Below are 19,408 nucleotides of genomic sequence, written 5' to 3' on the forward strand. Positions count from 1 at the left end.
CAGCCCGCACCCGTCTCACCGGCCCAGACCGCCACCTGACCCAGAAGTCGGCCCGGTCGGCGCCGCCCTCCGGATCGCACCCTGGCTCTACGGTTCCGTGGAGCCGGGCTGGGTGGTCGGGATCCGCTGGGTGAAGAACAGCGCGAGCAGACTGGCCAGAGCGAGGATCGCGAGTGCGGCGCGCAGGCCGTCGAGCCTCGCCGCCTCATTCGCGTCGAGCGCGGCCTGGGTGACTTCCTCGCTCGTGCCCGCCTCGTCGAGGGCGTCCTTGAGCTGGGCGTCAGACAGGAAGGGCACACCGCTTTCAAGTTCGACGGTCGCCCGGCTCTTGACGTCGGCCGGGATCGCCTCGTTCTGCTCGACGCTGGTCAGGAACGAAGCCGTCAGCGCGGCGATCAGGATCGACCCGGCGAGTGCCGTACCGATCGAGGCGCCGAGGTTGGTGACGGCGTTCTGGATACCGCCGACCTCCGCGCTCTGCTTGTCGGGCACTGCGGACACCGTGACCGACCCGAGCTGGGACGCCAGCGCGCCCATACCGAGCCCGATCAACAGGAGGGGGATGGTGACGATTTCCGCACCGGCGTCCGCGTCGAGCGCGGCGATCAGGACCACCGCACCCGCGAACAACGCAAGGACCCCGAGCCGGACCACGCGCCGCGGTGAGACGTTCGGAAGGAGACGCGGGATCAGGATCGCGGCGGCGAGCAGTGTCAGCGAGAGCGGCAGGATGCGTGCCCCGGTCTGGAGCGCGGACAGGCCGAGCGCGACCGAGAGGTAGAGCGGTACGACGAAGAACACGCCCATCTGCACGAGGTACTGGAAGAAGAACATGGTCAGGCCGCCGGTGAGCTGCCTGTTCCGCAGGAGCGCCGGATCCACGAGGGGTTCCTTGCGCTGCTCCACCATGCGGGCCTCCCAGTGCAGGAAGAGCCAGATCAGGAACAGACCCGCCAGCATCAGCCACACGACCAGAGAAATACCCAGCCAGGAGGGTGCGTCGGGCTTCGGCCTGAACCAGCCCCATTCGTCCGAGCGGAGTACGCCGTAGACGAAGATCCCGAGCCCGAGGGCGGAGAGCGCGGCGCCGACGAGATCGAGGGGGTGGCGCCCGCCGGTCGGGGCGTCGGTGACGCGGCGGGCGAGCAGCAGGATGCCGAGCACGATCACGACCTCACCTGCGAAGACCCAGCGCCAGGAGAAGTACGTCGTTGCGATACCCCCGATGATCGGCCCGACCGCGATCGCCACGGCTCCTGCGGCCGCGACGAGTCCGTAGGCGGCGGGGCGGCGTTCCGCGGCGAAGTTGCCGGCGACGAGCGCCACGATGGCGGGCAGGATGAGCGCCGCCCCGACGCCTTCGAGGAACGACCAGCCGAGCAGGAGAACCGGCAGGTTCGGGGCGAGCGCCGTCGTCAGGGATCCGCAGCCGTAGATGCAGCAGCCGATCATGAACGCGCGCTTGCGGCCGATGATCACGCCGACCTTGCCGCCAGGGATCATGAACATCGCCATCACGAGGGTGTAGGCCGTGATCGCACCCTGGATCCCGGTCACCGTTGTGCCGACGTCGTCAGCCACCGTCGCGATCGAGACGTTCATGACGGAGCTGTCGAGCGCCATCAGGAACTGCCCGGCCGCGAGAGTCAGCAGGACGAGTCCTGCCTTGGTCGAACTCCCCGTGCCCGCTTTGGATGTCATGGGGCGCATCGTCCCAGCGCCCCCGGCGGCAGTTCCTCGGCCCGCCTCGGAGGTCAACCGGTTGGCGGACATTTTCGCGCCGAGTCCCCGCAGCCTGGCCCGATCCTGCCTGCGGACCTCCAGAGGCGGGGCGGAAGAGGGGCAGGTCAGCGTGGCCCCGCGCCGGAACCGGATCCGGGCCCGGGCTGTGTGAGCTGCTGCCGCAACGCGGCGATCTCGGCTCGCAGAGCGGCGACGTCGTCCTTGTCGGCCGCCTGGTCGCCCTCGCGCAGGCTGACCAGCAGCGAACCGCTCGGCTCCAGGCTGACCGAGGTGGTCTCGGAGACATCGTCGCCGCCCTGCCGTTTGACCGCGACATCCAAGTCCGCGCGGTTCAGTCCGCTGCGCTTCACCTCGGAGGGCAGCCACTGCCCGTCGCGCGCGAGAATGACAGGCGTTCCCTCGAGCAGGCGGCCGAGTCGGCTGGACAGCGAGGCAGCCCGGACCACGAGTGCGTTCACCGCGAGCAGCACGGCAGCGCCGAAGGCGGCTCCGGCCACGGAATTGTCGGGTCCGATGATGGCGTTCTGCACCACGTTGGCCAGCAGCAGCATGACCACCAGGTCAAAGGTGTTCAGCTGAGCGAGCTCCCGTCTCCCGCCCCACCGCAGCAGCACCAGGATCACCAGATAGACCAGCACGGTGCGCACCGCCTTCTCGCCGTACGAGATGCCCACACTCATCAGGTCATGCCACATCGCGTCTCCCGCGTCTCTTCGGTCCGCCCACTTGCTCATCGGCCGCTTGCCCCAACCCTCTTGACCGGCCATCAGGCGGACGCTTTCTCTGGTGCTCTTCCGGTGCGGCCTGGTACTCCCCATCACTCGACGTGTTCGCCCGCGCGTGAAACGATGCCGGCCGGGGAGAGGGGGACGTGATTCAGTCGGTGCTCGCGAACATCGCGATCGGGCTCGTGACGAGCTTGCTCGGCGGTGGGTTCGTCTGGTTGAGGGAGCGGGCCAAGCGCGCTCGGGCGGTGAACAAGAGGGCGGCATTCTTCGGCGTCCGGCCCGGGCAGACCTGCCTGATGGTGCTGGGCAACAAGCACAACGCGCCCGGCACCGCGCATCATCGGGATGTACGGGCGATGCTGGAACTGGCCATGCTTGCCGCTGAGTTGGACTGCAACGTCTCGCTGGAGTCCGGCGACTTCCGTGGCGGCAACGGAGATCGCACCGAATTCTGTGTCGGCGGACCCACCGGGGGCGCCAACATCCGCACCGGCGGCCACCTTGCCGCCCACATGCCCGGCGTCGTCATGCATCCCTACGACGCCACCCGTGCGGACTCGGTGGCCATCGAGGTCGGTGGGGAGAAGTTCCTCTTGGACAAAGGCAACCAGGAGCACGCTCTCGTGGCGAAGTTCACGCCCGTGGAGTCCACTTGCCCGGTGTTCCTGGTGGCCGGGCAGACGCCCGTGGCAAACCTGGCCGCGATCCACTTCCTGCGGCGCGAGTACGCGCGAGTGGCCGGACAACTGTCGTCGGTGGAGCGCTTCTGCCTGCTGATCAAGGTCTCCGACATCGGGACCTACGAGTTCCACCGCGCGGAACTGGAACGGGAAGTCACCGCGGCCGCGTTCGGAGAGTGAGCGCGCCCACCGTTTCGCCCGCTCGCACAGCGGATCAGCGAGTCCGCCACCCGAACTGATCACCCAGGGCTCTGATCAGCCTGCGCGCCGCGGCCTTCGTCGGCCGCTTCGCGGCGGTCGCCGGGTGCTGCGCGACTCGCTGCTAGGCCCCGCCCAAAGGGAATGCCCTAGCAGTAACCCGCGTGCAGAAAGCCGCGCCGGCCCGGTGTCCCCAGGTCCAGCGGGATGGTGACATGGCTCGGCAAGGCGGTGAAGGGGGCGCTCGGCAGGATGAACTCGCGGCCGGTGTACCGCTCCCGCACGCTCTGCCGGTCGGCGGGCCGACACACGAACGGATTGGCGTACGTGTTGTACCCCAGCCCCACACCGGTGTTGAGGAACCCGGCGTCCTGGCACTGGAACAGCGCGCCCCGCAACGCCGAGGCGTCCCGGTGGCCCCGGTAACGCGTCTGGAAGTTCGCGAAGCACGTCCGGGAGTCACCGCCGTCGTACGGGGACGGGCCGGCAGCCGCCAGCGCGCCGAGGAAGGAGCGGTCGCAGCCGATCTCCGCCGAGGGAGCCTCACCCGCGAGCAGTGCGTCGCGGCGGCAGCCGGTGACCTCCTCGAACGCCCCGACGACGTCCTCGCCCCGGTCCAGCTGTGAGTACGCGACGACCAGGTCGCGCTGAGCCTCGAGCGGGTACGCCCCCGTCGTACCGAACTCCTCGTCGAGCAGCCGGAACCAGGTCTCGAAGGCCGGCACCTGCGCACGGACACCGGACGGCAGCGTGTAGACCTCCAGATCGGTCGGCGTCGACCAGTCGTCCAGTCCCGGGAAGCCGACGTAGGACAGGACCCCGATGCCGACCTTGGCCGGCTGGTCGCCGTACCGCGCGCGCAGCATCAGGTACTGCTCCAGGTTGGTGCTGGAGCCGGCCCAGGCATAGCGGAAGCCGCTCGGGTAGAGGGAGGTCTGGCCCCGGGTGTACGCGGTCCCGAAGAGGGACGGCGCCACGCACCGGACCTCGCGCGCCTCCCACGCGGCCCGGTACGCGACCGGTGTGGAGACGCACCCGGCGGCGGCGACGCTCGCGCCGTCCCGGGAGAGCGGGAACGCGCTCGGTGCACCCGCCAGCAGGAGCAGTCCCGCCACAAGGGCTGCCAGCAACCGGGCGCGCGACCCGAGGAATCGTTGTCGGTGATTCATAGAGCCAAGTCTCGAAACGGGCTCGCGGCCCCGCCAGCCCACTGCTCTACTCGGCCCAACGGGCCATTCCCCCGGTCCGTCGCACGGGCGGAAGAAAACGGCCGGGCGGCGGCCGGACAACCGCCGCGCCGGACCTCTACGTGGCGCCCCGACGGTGAGGAGATACGCAAGCGGGTGTTCGGCGTCATTGGTATCGGGTATCGGCTACTACCAGGATCTGGGCCAAACGCACGTCCGCTAGCTCACTTCCTGCGCGCTCGGTCGACCAGGTCCCGCTGCCCCCAACGAGCCCCGGACTGCTACCAGTCCGGGGCCTCTCGTTCACGTGGTGTGCTGCCCTCAGCCTTCACACAGATGACCTGCTTGAGCTTCGCGACCACCTGCACCAGGTCCCGCCCTTCGTCCATCGCAACCACCGCCGCCCGAACCAGCTCGCCGAGTCGTTCCCCCGCATGCTCAAGGTCGACGGCCCACGTCGCGGACCTGGATGCGATCGATGGCTCGCCAATTTTCGACCTGGCCCCTTACTTCAAGGAGATGGGCCCCCGCGGCGAGGTGCGGGAGCCCACTTGGCCAGGCGAAATGCTTGAGGACTACTGGGCCGAGATCCAGTGACGCTTGTCATGGCGTGAGGACCTGGTTGAGTGCGTGATTCAAAGCCCGGCTGCCCCGCTAGCGCGTTGGCAGGATGACCCATCGGTACCCACGTCCCAGTCGGCGGCCTCCGTCTTTCAGCCTCGGCGTGCCGTGACACCGAGCCTGACTAGCGAAAACCGCTGTCCGACGGTTCGCACTGAGGGCAGCTGGCGGAGTGAGCATGAACACCAAATGGGCACTGCGTCAGCTGGATGATTTCGTCGCAAGACCAGACTCGTTCGCCGGAGCGGTCCAGCTAGCACACGCCTCATGAACAACCAGAGCCCTGACCGGGACATCGTCGACGTGGCACCAGTAGTAGAACAGATCGTCGATCAGGTCCTGCCTGGCCGGCGGCTCAGCAGTGAAGCTCGGATCAGCGCCGGTCCCGGCGGTCCTCTCGACGGTCCTGACGGTCGTCCCGGTGGTCCTCGCGCCGGTCGCTGCGGCGTTCGACCCCGTGGGCGACTACAGCTGCCGTGCCCGCGACAGCAGCTGTGCGAGCAACGGGGCGGCCGATGACCCCACGACGTCCTCTGCGCATGGGTCCGAGTGGCATGTCACTCTCCTCCTTCCTCGGCTTCGATCGACGCCAGGATGGCCTGTATCGGTATACGTCCGTTGGCGATGAGCTGGCCTCCCGAGCGGCGTGCGGCGGCGGCGAAGGGCCCCGCCCACACGTTCTCCCAGACCAGCACCCCGGCTGTCGTACCGGGCTCCATGGCGGCGGCCAGGTTGATGACGTCCTCTTCGGCGAGTAGGCCGGCCAACTGCGCCTCTGCGGCGCGCAGGTCGCCGGCGTTCTTGAGGTCATCGACCTCCATTGCGTCGATCTCGCCGTCTGCTCCCTTCGTCAGGATGACCAGGTCCAGGACCCGGATGATCCCCGTGGTGACCAGCCTGTCGAGCTCTGCGGCCATCTCACCGGTGAAGTGCGAGGTAGCCGGAGGGAACTCGACGACGAGGTAGTCGACCGGGCCCAGTTCGTCGGTGTCGGGTGATGTCATGTCTGCGCTTCCGTTCTCTCGGTGAGCACCCGCTCGAGGCCAAGCGCCTTAGCCGACAGGTTCAGAGACCTCAAGTGCAGAAGCCCGGTCCAGCACACAGCGCCCGCACAATGTGGCAGCGATGGGCAGAGTGCCCGGAACGAGGTCAAGCCACCAGTCCTACCGTGCCAGGTTCAGCGCGCACGGGTAGTTCCGCGTGACGAATTCACCGTCGTTAGCGATCGCCTCCCTCCGAGAGGAAGCGGGATTGGCTCTCGCTGGGCGGAGCAAGACCCTCGACGGGCTCCAATTACCACCCTTGCACGGTAGCCGCCTGCCTGCATCCCTGCCGAACCCGGCTCGGGAGGCCACAGATGCCGTCCATCCTGCTGCGCCACGACCATCGCCGGGGGGCTAGCAGTGCCTGCGCGGCGCGCGCCGGGACGCTGATGCAGGCGTGCGCGCAGGGAGTCCGCGCCGCTTGCGCACGTCGGCCCATGATGACGGATACGGGGCATGCGGTTCACCTCCCTCGGCGGGCACCGTCTTCACATCTGCGACGGCAGACGGAGGCACCTCCATCTCAGGATCGCGGTGACGGGGGGTTCGCGTAAACGCCAGAAACGGGTGATCGTCATGCGCCGCCCGTCGGCGAGCATCGGGTCACGGGAAAGCAAGCGCCGGGCAGAGCGGGCTCCGCGGCCGGTCGTGGCCACCTGGACCGGGTGATGTGCCCAGCCAGGAGCTGCTCGGCCGTCGCGGCGACCGCAGCAGCTCGGCTTTCACTGAAGCGGAGTTCGTACGCGGCCAAGATCCCTGTTCACTGCCGAGCCATGTGCATACGCATCTCGCTGTCCGCGTCGGTGATGAGCTCCCCCGACACGTCGATGGTCACGCTGTGGAGCGTGCCGGTGAACCGGAACGGTGACCGGTAGTCGGAAGTAACCGGTTGGCCGGGGTTGGCGCCGCAGGTCAGGCCGCCGGGGTTGAACATGATGGGGGTGGTCACCGGGAAATCGGCCTCTGCCACGAGGCGGCGGTCGATGTAGAGCTGGGCACGCCCCGGTGCTCCCTTGCCGGTGGCGAGGTCGGGCTTGCCGGTCGGTTCGAATTCGAAGCGCAGCTCATGACGGCCTGCGGGCACCGGGTCGGTCGTGGACACGGTGTAGAGGGCTCGCGAGACGTAGTTGTGGACGTACGTCAGCTTGCCGTCCTTGATGTAGAAGCTCCAACCGCCTGCCAGCGAGCCTTGGCTCATCAGTACGCCTTCGGCGCCGCCCGTGGGGATCTCCGCGACGGCGGTGATGCTGTGCGGCCGGTTGAGCACCCGGGGCACGACGGAGGCCGGCAGCGTCTGGGTGCCGGGCCGGAAGGCGTAGCTGGTCCGTTCCTTGGTGATCTGCGGGCGTTCCACGATCATCCGTGCGAGGGCGCTGCCGTCGATCGGCAGCACGCCGTACTTGCCTGCCTCGACGTACCACAGCGACACCATCTCTATGAGCTTGTCGCGGTGATCTGCACCGATGTCACGGGTCTCGGCGAAGTCCTCGTCGATGTGGAAGAGCTCCCAGGAGTTGGCGTCCAGTTGGGAAAGTGTCTCGGAGCTGATGGGTGTGCCGAAGGGCTGGCGCGCCTCGGTGAAGGAGGGGCCCGGCCAGGGACATACGGCACGCCAGCCGTCGTGGTCGATGGCGCGGTGGCCGAGCATTTCGAAGTACTGGGTGTGGTGGAGTGTCGGCGTGGTCGGGTTGTCGAAGGTGTGGGCGAAGCTGACGCCGTGCAGGGCGGACTGGGTGACGCCTTTGATGGTGTCGGGCGGTTCGATCCCGAGGACGTCGAGGACGGTGGGGACCATGTCCACGAGGTGGGCGTACTGGGTGCGCACTTCTCCTCGCGCCTTGATGCCGCGTGGCCAGTGGACGAGGAACGGGTCGCTGGCGCCTCCGCGGTAGGTCTCCCTCTTCCAGCGCCGGAACGGGGTGTTGCCTGCCCAAGTCCAGCCCCAGGGGTAGTGGTTGAACGTGGTCGGACCGCCGAGTTCGTCGATCGTCCTGAGGCTGTCCTCGATCGGTTCGGGGGCGTTGTTGAAGAACTGTGCCTCGTTGGCGGTCCCGGTGACCCCGCCCTCCGCGCTGGCCCCGTTGTCGGAGACAACCATGATCAGGGTGTTGTCGAGTTCGCCGGTCTCCTTGAGGAAGTCCAGCAGCCGCCCGATCTGGTGGTCGGTGTGCGACAGGAATCCGGCGTAGACCTCCATCATGCGGGTGGCGAGGCGCCGGGCGTCCGGGGTCAGGGACTCCCAGAGCGGGACGTCCGGGTCGTGGCGGGAGAGCTCTGCGTCGGGGGGGACGACGCCCAGCCTTTTCTGGTTGGCGAACGTCACCTCGCGGTAGGCGTCCCAGCCGTCGTCGAACTTGCCCCGGTAGCGGTCCGCCCACTCGCGCGGTACGTGGTGCGGTGCGTGGGTGGCCCCGGGGCAGAAGTGGAGGAAGAACGGCTTGTCGGGGGCGACCTGCTTGGCATCGGAGATGAAGAGCATCGCCTTGTCGGCCAGGTCCTCGGTGAGGTGGTAGCCCTGCTCCGGTGAACCGGGGGGCTCGACCTGGTGGTTGTCGTACACGAGGTCCGGATACCACTGGTTGGTGTCGCCGCCGAGGAAGCCGTAGAACCGTTCGAAGCCGCGGCTGAGCGGCCAGCGGTTGTAGGGGCCGGCGGGGGACTCCTGCTCCGAGGGCATCAGGTGCCACTTGCCGAGCATGTACGTGTTGTATCCGTGCTGCAGCAGCATCTCGGACAGGAACCCGTTCTCGAACGGGATGTTGCCGTTGTAGCCGGGGTATCCGGTGGCCATCTCGGTGACTGCCGCCATGGCGTTGGCGTGGTGGTTGCGGCCGGTGATGATGCATGAACGCGACGGCGAGCACAGTGCCGTGGTGTGCATGTTGTTGTAGAGAAGCCCGTTGGCAGCCAGCCCGTCGAGGCTGGGGGTCTCCATCGGACTGCCGTAGCAGCCCAACTGTCCATAGCCGGTGTCGTCAAGCACGATCGTCAGCACATTGGGGGATCCCGGTACCGCGCGGGGTGGCTCGGGCCATGCGGGGGTGGACACATCTGTGGTCCGCCCGATCACTCCGGGGAACCCGCTTCCTGGCTTGTACTCGTTCACTGGCATCGTGCCTGTCCTCCTTCCTGCCGAACCGCTGATGGGCACCGGCAGGTGGATGCGGGTGGGCGATACCAAGCCGTCGCCCCGCCGGCCGTCGTACCGGTGGGCCTCGGATCCTCGACGTCCAGCGAGCTTTACGCCGGCCAACGGGAGGGCCTCATGCGGACCGCTCCGCGGTGTGCGTGGGCTCACACGGAAGTGTTGGCCGACGGGTCAGGTCCGTGGCACACAATCACCTGGCACGCGGCTTATCAACTGCGGTCGACCCGCGTGCAGCTCGGTTGCCCCTGCACATTTCGCCCACCATTAATGCTAGATCCGCGCCACGACAGCTGCCACTGGAGCAGCGGCCGTTGACGCTCCTCCAACCGTGATCAGTCGCCGGATGCAATACGGGGCCGCGGATTAACCCCTCGCCGAATTACCTGTCCAGAAGGATTTCCGCCGAGGAGTTCTACGTCCGCCCCTGCGAGCATTGACGTGATGAAATAGAAAGCGCATGACTGCACCTAATGTTGAGCGTGGGACTACACGACGAGGACGATGGCACGCGGCGCTTCCCGGGTGTCGGGCCAAGACCCGGCGACGTCACCGGACTTGAGATGCTCCCGCTCGTAGGCACTCCGTGGCAATTCACGCAGGTCGTGATCTTCGCGGGCGAGGCCCCATGCCGCGCGATTCGGCGCCACGCTCCATCTGCCGCTGGCGTCGACACCAGTCGGCCGCCACCGTTCTTCGTGAGGGGCGCCCGACCGCCGGCTGGAGCGCGCGGGACTCCCGCCTGTGCAATCCAGGCGGGGAGAGGAAGGGAGAATGGTGGTACTCATGGTTCGGCATTGGTATCCACTCGCCGAGAGTGGAGACGCATTTCTGAAGTCCGCGCCCTTCCGCTACGTGCACTCCGTGGAGACCACGGCCCCTGCCGAGCGGATCTGGGAGGTCCTGACCGGTGAGAAATTGGTCCACTGGGTGTGGGTATTCACCGGCCTGCGCTGGGTTTCGCCGCTCCCGTTCGGCGTCGGAACGGTACGCGATGTCACGCTGCTGAGAGTTTTCACCGCTCGTGAACGCTTCTTCCGCTGGGACGAGGGGCATCGGTACACGTTCAGCGTTTTCGAGGCATCTCTTCCCGGCCTCCGCCACGCGGCGGAGGACTGGACCATCGAAAGCACGCCTTCCGGCTCACGCCTCACCTGGACGATGGCCATCGAGGCAATCCCTCTGGTCACCCCGTTGATGTGGGCCAGCAGCCCGGTCATCAGGCTCGTGAAACGCCGAGCCATGCGCACCATCCGAGCCCACGTCGGCAGCTGACGCCGGGCTCCGGACTCCCTGGTCGGTAGGCCGACCGGCCTGGCAGTGGCCCGCCCTGCTCTGTGAGCGGAGACACAGAAATCGGCACGAATACGGACGTACGATCTACGTGAATAGCACTCCGTACAGGCAGGGGCGGGAAGCCCGGTGCTGACTGGCGACGTGGCCGTCGACGGGGGTGTCCCCACACTGCGGAGGGCTCGAATGGTTCGCCTGGTTTCCTTGACAGACGCGCGCGTATGCGCGGTGAGCGAGGCCCTGAGCCCGTACGCGTGGCGAAGGCTCACGCCTGAAATGGTCAGCCGTCGCGCGCTCGCCGCGATCGACGAACCCGCAGCGGCCGACCCAGTGCCGGTGGCCCGCCATGACGAGCGGATCGGAGTACTCGTCGAGTTTCTCAGGGGCTGCCGGTGGCGCTCAATGACAGCCGACGCAGTGAGCCGCCAGATGGTGACCGCCCTGGACACGTGGCGTCACGAGAGCCAATGGCTTGAGATCGAGTTGCGCTGGCTGTCGGACGCAGACAACTGAGGCACGGCTTGGAGACGCCCGGGCCGCGCGCCATCACCTCTCGGGCCGGTCCAGGGAGCCGAGCCTGCGGCGCCCGGGGGACTCGGGTACGGGGGTGCCCTCGCGCAGGCCGCGGGTGGCGGCCGCGGCCTTCTCGTGCCAGCGGCCGTACCGCTCGGCGAGGGCCACTGCCGAGACGCCGTGCAGGAGGACACTGAGGCCGACGGTGATCGCGACCACCCTGCCCAGCAGTTCCACCCCGGGGACGTCTTCCTCCACCACGAGCAGCGCCAGCACGACCGACGCGAGACCGCGTGGCCCGAACCACCCGATGTACGCCACCGTGGGCACCCGCAGCCCGCTCCCGACGAGGGAGAAGGCCACCGGCACCATCCTGACGACAGTGAGACTGAGCACCGCGTACAGGACGATCCGCCAGCTCAGATCCTCCAGCGTAGGACCGAGCAGCACTGCTCCGAAGACCAGAAGACTGATCGACGCCAGGAGTCCTCCGAGGTTTTCGGTGAACTCGGCTGTACGGTCCGGGTGTTCCTCCTCGCGGCCGGTCCGGTAGCGGCGCAGGGCGAAACCGCAGGCGAACCCGGCGACCCAGGCGGCGATGAAGCCGCTGCCTTCCGTCACGACGCCGAGTTCGTACGCCGCCGCCGCGACGGCCAGCACATAGACCTGCCGCCACTCTCGCGTGACCCATCCCTTGGCCCGGGACCATTGCAACAGCCGCCCGCCCAGCCCACCGACCAGAAGACCCAGCGCGGTGCTCAGCACGAGTGCGCGCCAGAAGACGCCCGCCACCCCCTCTTCCGCATAGTTCGTGCCCGGGATGGCTGCCAGGAAGAGGACGAAGAAGGGCAGCACCATGCCGTCGTTGAGGCCGCTTTCCACATTCAGGCCGTGACGTACCAGCGCCGGGACGCGGGGACTGGACATGGCCGTCTTTCCGAGGGCGGCGTCGGTGGGGGCGAGGATGGCACCGACGAGTGCGAGCTCCCACGCCGTCAGCCCGGGCAGCAAGGGCCAGGCAAGCAGCCAGCCCGCCCCGATACTCAGCGGCAGTCCGATGGCCAGCAGACGGCCGGGCAGAAAGCCCCCAACCGCGAGGTCCCGTCTGCGCACGGTCATGGCATCGGTGAACAGCACGAGGGTCAGAGTGGTTTCGAGAAGCGCGGTGATCGGTGCGGTGTCGTGCTCCAAGTCGACGATGTCCAGCACGGCCGGCCCGAGGAGGATCCCGGCGCCGACGAACACGATCGCCGACGACAGAGGCGTCGATGACAGCCGACGCGAAACCAGTGCGTACGCGGCAGTGACGCCTGCCACCGCCACAACGGTCCAGGCGCCACTGCTCATGCTCCGGCCCTCCGGGTCCACCCGCCGGACACACCCGGTGGATTGTCGACTCCTGCGCAGCTGCGGCGAGCCCCGCTGGTCCCCCTTGAACGCGCCGCTCGCCTCGTTCTACAGGTCGGCGAAGAACTGCCCGCCAACATCGACGGGACACGCCGGACGGTGCCGCCCCAGGGGTGCAACGGCGGACCGTGGTCGCTCCTACTCCGCTCGTGGGCTCGATCCCGTCTTCCAACGGACGACCGACCGGCCCCGCCCCGCCTCGCCCGCCCGCACTGTGCGTGGTCAAGCGTGACGAGTTCACCGGCCGAGCGGGGTAGCCCGCCCTCCGCTCCCGGGCCCTGGCAGGTCAACCCAGGTAGCCCGTTGGCTCAGGTAGCTGGGGGCACCATCCGGAGATACGATCAAGCGAATGGGCAAATATGCTCATTTCGCCCAGCGCGGCTGGATAGGGACGATCAGCTGCTGCGGCGGCGACCCGGTCTGCGCCGAACTCGACGTCATGCTGAACGACCCACGACCTCGGCGGCCGCCGCGCTACCAACGCGCTGCGCGCCGGGCCACCAGATCGTGGAGCGTCTGCAATGACCGAGAACTACCTCTCCGGCGCCGAGACACGACACCTCAGCCAGCAGGAGCGGGTCGCCCGCGGCAAGGCCGCACGATCCGCCGCACCCCGGTCCAGCCACGCCGAGTTCCATCCCCCGCCGAAGCGCACGGACCCGGTGGAGATCATCGAGAAGCAGTCCGCGGCGCGGGTGCCGGAACTCGTGCCGATCCGCTACGGCAGGATGAGCGAGGCGCCATTCCGCTTCTACCGCGGGGCTGCCGCCATCATGGCCGCGGACCTCGCGGAGACGCCGCGCAGCGGGATCAGGGTGCAGTGCTGCGGCGACGCGCACATGCTGAACTTCCGGTTGCTGGCCTCACCGGAACGCCGCCTGATGTTCGACATCAACGACTTCGACGAGACACTGCCTGGACCATGGGAATGGGACGTCAAACGGCTGTCGGCCAGCCTCGTCATCGCGGGCCGGGCGAACGGCTTCAGCTCCAAGGAGCGGGCGTCGGTGGTCCGGACGGCGGTGCGGTCCTACCGTGAGAGCATGCGTGGCTTCGCGGGACTGGGCAATCTCGAGGTCTGGTACACCCGCTTCGACGCGGACGAGCTGCAGCAGCAGTTCGCCTCCGCGGCGAGTGCCAGGCAGCGCGATCGCTGGGAAAAGACGCGGGAGCGGGCCCGTGCTCATGACACGCTGCAGGTCTTCGACAAGCTCACACACGTTCTCGACGGAAGGCGTCTGATCGCTCCCGATCCGCCGCTGCTGGTACGGCTCCAGGATCTGCTTCCGGACACCGAACGCGGCGAGCTGGAGAAGGAGCTCAGCCGGCTGATCGAGCGCTACGGACAGACCCTGTCGACGGACCGCCAGTTCCTGCTGGAGAGCTATCGCTTCGCCGATGTGGCCCGCAAGGTGGTCGGTGTGGGCAGTGTGGGAACCCGCTGCTGGATCATCCTGCTGCTCGGCAAGGACGACGAGGATCCCCTGTTCCTCCAGGCCAAGGAGGCCGACGAGTCGGTTCTGGCGCCCTACGTCGGCCGCAGCACATTCGCCACCCAGGGCGAGCGCGTCGTCGCCGGCCAGCGGCTCATGCAGGCCACCAGCGACATGTTCCTGGGATGGGAACGCCTCACGGGTATGGACGGTAAGCGGCGGGACTTTTACGTACGCCAGTTGCGGGACTGGAAGGGAATCGCCGTGGCCGAGGACATGTCGCCCAAGAAGATGGCTCTGTTCGGCCGGCTGTGCGGTGCCACGCTGGCCCGCGCCCACGCCAGGTCCGGGGACCGGATCGCGATCGCCGCCTACCTGGGCGGCGGCGACGCGTTCGACCGCGCGCTGGCGTCGTTCGCCGAGTTGTACGCGGACCAGAACGAGGAGGACCACCAGGCTCTGGTCGATGCCATCCAAGCCGGACGGGTCCCGGCCGAAGCGGCCTGAGAAGCCGGCCGCCCGCAGCATCGGCGACGCCTTCGGGCTGGAACTTCCCGCCGAATAGGACCAGTAACGACCGGCCCGGCCGGGGTCGCGAGCCCCGCGCGCTTCGGCAAGGGGCCCGCGGCCCCGTCCTCACACACACCCCGGCCGCAACGGACGACACCAACAGGAGACGACACCAACAGGAGAAGCAATGGGCAGCTATGTGAACCTGGCCTACGACTACCCGGTCCTGGGGGCCTTCTGGACGATCATGTGGATCTTCCTTTGGGTCGTGTGGATCTTCCTGCTCTTCCGCGTCATCGTCGACATCTTCCGCGACGACTCCCTGAACGGATGGGCCAAGACGGGATGGCTGATCTTCACGATCGTCCTTCCCTTCCTGGGCGTCTTTGTCTACGTCATCGCCCGCGGCAAGGGCATGGGCAGGCGTGAACAGAAGCACGCCCAGGCCAAGATGGAGGAGTCGGACCGGTACATCCGCGAGACCGCCGGCACCACCGGCCCTGCCAGCGAGGCGGACCAACTCGCCAAGCTCTCGGAGATCCGGGCCCGGGGCGACATCTCCGATGAGGAGTTCCGCCAGGCCAAGGAGAAGGTCCTCCACCACTGACGCCGTGAGCGCACGCGTGGAAACCGCCAAAATGTGTGCTCCCGCCGACGGGCCCTGCCAGAGAGGCGGTTGCGCACAAGCGGTGCCGAACAGACAGGTTCACTACGCGGCGAAAGGGCCGTTCTCGCCGTCGCCCGCTGCCCGATTCCGCTGCCGCACACCCTCTTGGACCGCGCCGACCAAGACCCGGGCCGCAACGCCGATCAGCACGAGATCGACTGCCATCTGACCAGTGATCAGCAGCCGTGCCGGTTCGCTGACGGGGGTGATGTCTCCGAAGCCGACCGTGCTGAACACGGTCATCGTGAAGTACAACGCGTCGCTCCGCGACAGCGGTTCACTGAAACTCTCCGGCGCGCTGTGGTCCAGCAGGTAGAAGACCGCAGCGAACAGCAGCAGGAAGAGCGGCAGGGCCGTCGACACCGACTCCACGGCCCTCAGCAGGGGCCGCGGGGAGCTCATGATCACGCGAACCTGCCAGAACAGGATCAGTGCCACTGCGGTGAGCCCGCTGATGAGCGCGATGACGGTGCCGACTGTGAACGCCGAATCGAGCGGCAGCAGGTAGTAGGCGGTGATGAGGACCCCAGCTGCCAGAAGTGAACGCACGGCAGCGAGCACGATTGCCCGGCGCCCGTTGCCCGGATCCCTGTCCACGGATTCCCCTCTCGGTCGCGCAGACCCGATGGGTGACCGCGCCGGTGCGCTGGCTGGAGACGGTCACTCTCCCGAGTGATCCGAGCGCCGTGCGGCAGGCGCACCACGGGTGTCACCGGACTGGCGGCACCCACACGTCCTCTTCGCACAGCCGCCACCGACGAGGCATGAAGGGCGCCGCGGCCGAGGAGCGGCGCAAGGCCGGCGCAGAGGCGAAGCCGCTGGAGGTGAAGGCCGGCGCGGACGATACGTACGCCTTCACCGGCCGCACCACAGAGATCTTCATGCGTATCGGCGGGGCCCTGGTCCGGGTGGAGAGCGAGGACCTCCGGGAAGGCCGGCCCTACGCCGGTTTCGCCAAGCTCCAGATCGACTGGATCAAGAAGACGCCCGAGGGCAAGAACCCCGACGCCTGAGGGCAGGTGAGGGTCGACCGCGTTCCGCTGCTCTCCGCAACGAGCAGAAGGCCCCGGACCGCTACCAGTCCGGGGCCCTCGTTCACGTGACGTGCTGGACCTCAGCCCTTCACACAGATCACCTGCTTGAGCTTCGCGACCACCTCGACCAGGTCCTTCTGCTGCTCCATCACCTTCTCGATCGGCTTGTACGCACCCGGGATCTCATCCACGACGCCGGAGTCCTTACGGCACTCCACACCCCGCGTCTGCTCCTCCAGATCCTTCGTCGAGAACCGCCGCTTCGCCGCATTCCGGCTCATCTTCCGACCCGCCCCGTGCGAAGCCGAGTTGAACGACGCCGGGTTACCCAGACCACGGACGATGTACGAGCCCGTACCCATCGAGCCCGGGATGATCCCGAAGTCGCCGCTCCCCGCCCGGATCGCGCCCTTACGCGTGACCAGCAGGTCCATGCCCTCGTACCGCTCCTCCGCCACGTAGTTGTGGTGGCAGGAGATCACCGGCTCGAAGGTCACCTTCGCCTTCTTGAACTCCTTGCGGACCACGTCCTGGAAGAGCGACATCATGATCGCGCGGTTGTACTTCGCGTACTCCTGCGCCCAGAAGAGGTCGTTCCGGTACGCGGCCATCTGCGGGGTGTCCGCGATGAACACCGCCAGGTCTCGGTCGACCAGGCCCTGGTTGTGCGGGAGCTTCTGGGCCTCGCCGATGTGGAAGTCCGCGAGCTCCTTGCCGATGTTCCGGGATCCGGAGTGCAGCATCAGCCAGACCGAGCCGGACTCGTCCAGGCAGAACTCGACGAAGTGGTTTCCCGAACCGAGCGTGCCCATCTGCTTCGTCGCACGCTCCTGACGGAACTTGACCGCGTCGGCCACCCCGTCGAACCGCGCCCAGAAGTTGTCCCACCCCGCCGCCGGGAAGCCGTGCAGCTGTCCCGGGTCGACCGGGTCGTCGTGCATCCCCCGGCCGACCGGGATCGCCTGCTCGATCTTGGAGCGCAGCCGGGAAAGATCCCCGGGCAGGTCGTTCGCGGTCAGCGAGGTCTTCACCGCCGACATACCGCAGCCGATGTCGACACCCACCGCGGCCGGGCAGACCGCTCCGTGCATCGCGATCACCGAGCCGACCGTCGCGCCCTTGCCGTAGTGGACGTCCGGCATGACCGCGAGGCCCTTGATCCAGGGCAGCGTGGCGACGTTCCGGAGCTGCTGCATCGCGCCGCTCTCGACCGTCGAAGGGTCCGCCCACATCCGGATGGGGACCTTCGCACCCGGCATCTCTACGTACGACATACTTCCTCAATTCCCCCGAAACACCATGAAAAGTCTAAAGCGCAAAAGCCGGAGCATAAGACCGGATATGACTCAACGGACCGGCATCCACGGCTGTGCGTGCGATAGACATTGTGTTCATCGGCCGCTCTGGCGCGGCAACCGTTTTTCCTCTCGAAGGGAGCCTGGGACCGTGCAACGAAAGGCGTACGTACCCGGCCTCGCGGCGCTCCTCGTGGCGCTCCTCGCCGGCTGCACCGCCGACAGCGGCACCGAGGGCTCCGCCATCGACTCCAAGGCCGGGAAAAGCACGTCCTCCGTCGCGCAGCCCGGCAAGTACCGCACCCTGCGTGAGCCCTGCGGCTCCGTCCCGGGCTCCACGCTCAAGGACCTGCTGCCCGGCGCCGCCGAGCTGCCCGAGGAGCAGCGGCAGAAGATCTTCCGCGGCACGTCCGCCGTCACCTACGACACGGACCGCCGGGTCGGCTGCAGCTGGAAGGCCGACTCCCCGGACGCCTCCCACCACCTCAGCGTCGACTTCGAGCGGGTCGTCTCGTACGACGGGGCGGTGAGCGACGACGACCGGGCGCAGGAGGTCTTCGCCACGAAGCAGGACGCGGCCAATCTGCCGATCCCCGCGAACAGCGCCGCCACCGACGCCGACGGCAAGCAGGGCCAGGTCTCCCCGCCCCCCACCCCCTCGACCTCGAAGCCCGCGACGGGCACCCCCTCGGGAACCCCGAGCGGCACCCCCAGCAGCACCTCCACCAGCACCGCCGACGGCCTCCAGCCCCGTGTCCTCGACGACCTCGGCGACGCCGCCTTCCTCGATGACGTCCTCACCGGAGCCGGGGCCGGATCCACCGCCCAGCGCCGCACCGTCAGCGTGGTCTTCCGCACATCGAACGTGATCGTGACCATCGTCTACGGCGAGCAGGCCGCCCGTACGACAGAGATCCCGGACAGCAAGGAACTGCAGGACAAGGCCCGGAGTCTGGCCCGCAAGCTCGCCGAGGAGTTCAGCGGCTGACCCGCTGTGCGGACGGGTTGCGATGTGGCGTACGTATCAGAAGACAGTCCCACGGAAGGGCCGGGTCCGCGTACCGTGGCCTGGCCGACCGGACCGACCGGACCGACCGCAGACGGTCGACCGACATCGACTGACATCGACTGAAGGAACCATGCACCGTTCAGCCCCGCGACTCGCCCGCATTCTCGCCTGTGCCGCCGTCCCGGTGATGCTCGTCGTCGCCGGCTGCTCCTCGCTCTCGGGCTCCGACAGCAAGAAGGACTCGGGCTCGGACTCGTCCTCCTCCGCCACCTCGCAGGGCGGGCAGAAGCCCGCGGCCGTCGAGCCGGCGAAGTACGCCAAGCTCCCCGAGCCGTGCAAGGCGATCTCCGCGAAGACGATCGCGAAGCTGGTCCCGAAGACGAAGTCGAAGTCGGGCACGGCCGGAAAGTCCTCGGACACCACCAGCCGCGGCAGCTGCTCCTGGAACGGCCTGGACGACAACGGCATCAAGGGCTCCCAGTACCGCTGGCTCGATGTCTCCTTCCTCCGCTACGAGTCCGAGCAGTCGCTGGGCGTCAGCGGCAAGAAGCGCGCCGAGGACAACTACGCCAAGGAAGTGGCGGGCGCGCAGGCGACCGAGGGCGCCAAGAAAGTGCGGACCTCGCCCGCGAGCGGCGTCGGCGAGGCGGCCACGGCCGTCGGCTACGAACTGACCAAGACCGGCGAGGACTTCACCTACGCCACGATCGTGACCCGCGTCGACAACGTCGTGATCACGCTGACCTACAACGGCACTGGCTACGCGGGCGCCAAGTCCCCGTCTTCCTCCGAACTGATGGAAGGCGCCGTGGCGGCGGCCAAGGAAGCCGTTACCTCGGTGGGCACCGCCAACAAGTAAGTTCCGGCCAGAGCCTGTTGACGGATCCCGCCACCCGGACGTA

17 protein-coding genes and 1 pseudogene are annotated in these 19,408 nt (G+C 67.9%); 9 read left to right on the plus strand and 9 right to left on the minus strand.

Going from position 1 to position 19,408, the window contains the following annotated elements:
• Positions 1–87 precede the first annotated feature (87 nt).
• Complete coding sequence (locus tag OHA61_RS15745) at positions 88–1,701, minus strand: MFS transporter (protein WP_406303541.1); 1,614 nt, start codon at positions 1,699–1,701, stop codon at positions 88–90.
• A gap of 146 nt (positions 1,702–1,847) precedes the next feature.
• Positions 1,848–2,423 (minus strand): DUF421 domain-containing protein, encoded by a 576-nt coding sequence (locus OHA61_RS15750; protein WP_406303542.1) that lies wholly within the window; start codon positions 2,421–2,423, stop codon positions 1,848–1,850.
• Positions 2,424–2,614: 191 nt separating this feature from the next.
• Here OHA61_RS15750 and OHA61_RS15755 point away from each other — a divergent pair, with 191 nt between their 5' ends.
• Entirely contained in the window at positions 2,615–3,331 is a 717-nt protein-coding gene (locus OHA61_RS15755; RefSeq protein WP_406303543.1) for a hypothetical protein, read from the plus strand.
• Positions 3,332–3,498: 167 nt separating this feature from the next.
• On the opposite strand, the gene OHA61_RS15760 is transcribed toward OHA61_RS15755, so the two are convergent.
• Positions 3,499–4,518, minus strand: a complete 1,020-nt coding sequence (locus tag OHA61_RS15760) for a hypothetical protein (RefSeq protein ID WP_406303544.1) — start codon at positions 4,516–4,518, stop codon at positions 3,499–3,501.
• 398 nt (positions 4,519–4,916) lie between these two features.
• Here OHA61_RS15760 and OHA61_RS15765 point away from each other — a divergent pair.
• Positions 4,917–5,133, plus strand: a pseudogene (locus OHA61_RS15765) (TrmO family methyltransferase); the annotation flags it as partial.
• A 581-nt stretch (positions 5,134–5,714) separates the two neighbouring features.
• On the opposite strand, the gene OHA61_RS15770 reads toward OHA61_RS15765, so the two are convergent.
• From OHA61_RS15770 to OHA61_RS15780, 3 genes are all read right to left on the minus strand, one after another.
• Positions 5,715–6,161, minus strand: a complete 447-nt coding sequence (locus tag OHA61_RS15770) for a DUF6325 family protein (protein WP_406303545.1) — start codon at positions 6,159–6,161, stop codon at positions 5,715–5,717.
• A 799-nt stretch (positions 6,162–6,960) separates the two neighbouring features.
• A complete protein-coding gene (locus OHA61_RS15775; RefSeq protein ID WP_406303546.1) occupies positions 6,961–9,312 on the minus strand; it encodes an arylsulfatase in 2,352 nt (783 codons plus the stop codon).
• Positions 9,313–9,833: 521 nt separating this feature from the next.
• Positions 9,834–9,995 (minus strand): hypothetical protein, encoded by a 162-nt coding sequence (locus OHA61_RS15780; protein WP_406303547.1) that lies wholly within the window; start codon positions 9,993–9,995, stop codon positions 9,834–9,836.
• A 136-nt stretch (positions 9,996–10,131) separates the two neighbouring features.
• Here OHA61_RS15780 and OHA61_RS15785 point away from each other — a divergent pair, with 136 nt between their 5' ends.
• Complete coding sequence (locus tag OHA61_RS15785; protein ID WP_406303548.1) at positions 10,132–10,620, plus strand: SRPBCC family protein; 489 nt, start codon at positions 10,132–10,134, stop codon at positions 10,618–10,620.
• 246 nt (positions 10,621–10,866) lie between these two features.
• Positions 10,867–11,151 carry a hypothetical protein gene (locus OHA61_RS15790; protein WP_406303549.1) on the plus strand — a complete coding sequence of 95 codons (285 nt, stop codon included), beginning with the start codon at positions 10,867–10,869 and terminating at the stop codon, positions 11,149–11,151.
• A 33-nt stretch (positions 11,152–11,184) separates the two neighbouring features.
• Here the strand turns inward: OHA61_RS15790 and OHA61_RS15795 are convergent, their stop codons facing one another.
• The gene (locus tag OHA61_RS15795) at positions 11,185–12,498 is read right to left on the minus strand and encodes a cation:proton antiporter (protein ID WP_406303550.1); all 1,314 of its coding nucleotides are present in this window, start codon (positions 12,496–12,498) and stop codon (positions 11,185–11,187) included.
• A gap of 581 nt (positions 12,499–13,079) precedes the next feature.
• On the opposite strand from OHA61_RS15795, the gene OHA61_RS15800 reads away from it, so the two are divergent.
• Together OHA61_RS15800 and OHA61_RS15805 are read left to right on the plus strand one after the other, a co-directional pair.
• Positions 13,080–14,498, plus strand: a complete 1,419-nt coding sequence (locus tag OHA61_RS15800) for a DUF2252 domain-containing protein (RefSeq protein ID WP_406303551.1) — start codon at positions 13,080–13,082, stop codon at positions 14,496–14,498.
• A gap of 190 nt (positions 14,499–14,688) precedes the next feature.
• A complete protein-coding gene (locus OHA61_RS15805; RefSeq protein WP_406303552.1) occupies positions 14,689–15,108 on the plus strand; it encodes an SHOCT domain-containing protein in 420 nt (139 codons plus the stop codon).
• Between the two features lie 102 nt (positions 15,109–15,210).
• Here OHA61_RS15805 and OHA61_RS15810 read toward each other — a convergent pair whose 3' ends face one another.
• Positions 15,211–15,765, minus strand: coding sequence for a potassium channel family protein (locus tag OHA61_RS15810; protein ID WP_406303553.1), 555 nt, complete (start codon positions 15,763–15,765; stop codon positions 15,211–15,213).
• Between the two features lie 167 nt (positions 15,766–15,932).
• Between OHA61_RS15810 and OHA61_RS15815 the strand changes: the two genes are divergently transcribed.
• On the plus strand, positions 15,933–16,181 hold the full coding sequence (locus OHA61_RS15815; RefSeq protein ID WP_406303554.1) for a hypothetical protein: 249 nt from the start codon (positions 15,933–15,935) through the stop codon (positions 16,179–16,181).
• A 101-nt stretch (positions 16,182–16,282) separates the two neighbouring features.
• Here OHA61_RS15815 and OHA61_RS15820 read toward each other — a convergent pair whose 3' ends face one another.
• The gene (locus OHA61_RS15820) at positions 16,283–17,476 is read right to left on the minus strand and encodes an RtcB family protein (protein ID WP_406303555.1); all 1,194 of its coding nucleotides are present in this window, start codon (positions 17,474–17,476) and stop codon (positions 16,283–16,285) included.
• A gap of 172 nt (positions 17,477–17,648) precedes the next feature.
• Between OHA61_RS15820 and OHA61_RS15825 the strand changes: the two genes are divergently transcribed.
• Both OHA61_RS15825 and OHA61_RS15830 read left to right on the plus strand, forming a co-directional pair.
• Positions 17,649–18,485 carry a DUF3558 domain-containing protein gene (locus OHA61_RS15825; protein ID WP_406303556.1) on the plus strand — a complete coding sequence of 279 codons (837 nt, stop codon included), beginning with the start codon at positions 17,649–17,651 and terminating at the stop codon, positions 18,483–18,485.
• 151 nt (positions 18,486–18,636) lie between these two features.
• A complete protein-coding gene (locus OHA61_RS15830; protein WP_406303557.1) occupies positions 18,637–19,365 on the plus strand; it encodes a DUF3558 family protein in 729 nt (242 codons plus the stop codon).
• The last annotated feature ends 43 nt before the right edge of the window (positions 19,366–19,408 follow it).

Origin of the sequence: Streptomyces sp. NBC_00885 (genome assembly GCF_045207475.1) — a bacterium.
In the GTDB taxonomy this organism is placed as follows: Bacteria; Actinomycetota; Actinomycetes; order Streptomycetales; family Streptomycetaceae; genus Streptomyces.

Bases quoted from the DNA above. Each gene is read 5' to 3' on its own strand.
- OHA61_RS15750 (WP_406303542.1), bottom strand. From the start codon at position 2,423: ATGAGTGTGGGCATCTCGTACGGCGAGAAGGCGGTGCGCACCGTGCTG.
- OHA61_RS15770 (WP_406303545.1), bottom strand. From the start codon at position 6,161: ATGACATCACCCGACACCGACGAACTGGGCCCGGTCGACTACCTCGTC.
- OHA61_RS15775 (WP_406303546.1), bottom strand. From the start codon at position 9,312: ATGCCAGTGAACGAGTACAAGCCAGGAAGCGGGTTCCCCGGAGTGATC.
- OHA61_RS15760 (WP_406303544.1), bottom strand. From the start codon at position 4,518: ATGAATCACCGACAACGATTCCTCGGGTCGCGCGCCCGGTTGCTGGCA.
- OHA61_RS15795 (WP_406303550.1), bottom strand. From the start codon at position 12,498: ATGAGCAGTGGCGCCTGGACCGTTGTGGCGGTGGCAGGCGTCACTGCC.
- OHA61_RS15805 (WP_406303552.1), top strand. From the start codon at position 14,689: ATGGGCAGCTATGTGAACCTGGCCTACGACTACCCGGTCCTGGGGGCC.
- OHA61_RS15830 (WP_406303557.1), top strand. From the start codon at position 18,637: ATGCACCGTTCAGCCCCGCGACTCGCCCGCATTCTCGCCTGTGCCGCC.
- OHA61_RS15815 (WP_406303554.1), top strand. From the start codon at position 15,933: ATGAAGGGCGCCGCGGCCGAGGAGCGGCGCAAGGCCGGCGCAGAGGCG.
- OHA61_RS15785 (WP_406303548.1), top strand. From the start codon at position 10,132: ATGGTTCGGCATTGGTATCCACTCGCCGAGAGTGGAGACGCATTTCTG.
- OHA61_RS15800 (WP_406303551.1), top strand. From the start codon at position 13,080: ATGACCGAGAACTACCTCTCCGGCGCCGAGACACGACACCTCAGCCAG.
- OHA61_RS15820 (WP_406303555.1), bottom strand. From the start codon at position 17,476: ATGTCGTACGTAGAGATGCCGGGTGCGAAGGTCCCCATCCGGATGTGG.
- OHA61_RS15745 (WP_406303541.1), bottom strand. From the start codon at position 1,701: ATGACATCCAAAGCGGGCACGGGGAGTTCGACCAAGGCAGGACTCGTC.